Annotated in this window: 1 protein-coding gene; it reads left to right on the top strand. The window is 59.7% G+C overall.

Annotation, left to right across the window (positions count from 1 at the left end; all coding sequences use genetic code 11):
• Window positions 1–59: 59 nt before the first annotated feature.
• A partial coding sequence (locus IVB36_RS11775; protein WP_247391517.1) for a transposase occupies window positions 60–775 on the top strand: 716 nt, incomplete at its 3' end.

Consider the following 775-nt stretch of genomic DNA (forward strand, 5'->3'; position numbering starts at 1 on the left):
GAGACAAGTCACGAACCGTGATTCCGTTGTGTTGACGCGAATCTCGGCGAGGTCGATCCATGATGGGCCGTCTGAAGAGTGACCAAGGTCAACTGTTCTACGAGTTTCGTCTTGGCGACGCGATACCCGAAGATCATCTGGTGCGGAAGATCGATGCTGCTCTCGATCTGTCCTGGCTTCGCGGTGAACTAGCATCTCACTATTCGTCGATGGGGCGCCCGTCGATTGATCCGGAACTGATGATCCGGATGCTGGTCGTGGGGTATGTCTTTGCGATCCGCTCGGAACGGCTGATCTGCCGTGAAGTGCAGGTGAACCTCGCCTATCGCTGGTTCTGCAAGCTTGGTATCGAGGACGCTGTCCCGGATCATTCGGCATTTTCGCGCGCCCGCAACGAGCGCTTCCGTGATGGAGATGTTCTCCGCCGCGTGTTCGAACGGATTGTCGAGACATGCATTGCCGCCGGTCTGGTTGGTGGCGAAGGATTTGCAGTCGATGCGAGCCTGATTGCGGCCGACGCGAACAAGCAGCGCTCGATCGCAGGTCAGGACTGGCGCAGGGATCGCGATCCGGCCAGGTCCAGCCGCGCGGTGAAGGAGTATTTGGCAACCCTCGACGATCCGGCGTGGGGCGCCGCCAGCGATGTCATCCCGAAGTTTGTCTCGCCATCCGATCCGGCAGCGCAGTGGACCGGCGCTCACAAGGGGCCGGCATTCTTCGCGTACTCCGACAACTATCTCATCGACGTGAAGTTCGGCGTCATCGTGGATGTCGG

The sequence above is a fragment of the Bradyrhizobium sp. 35 genome (assembly GCF_023073215.1).
GTDB classification, from domain to species: Bacteria; Pseudomonadota; Alphaproteobacteria; order Rhizobiales; family Xanthobacteraceae; genus Bradyrhizobium; species Bradyrhizobium canariense_D.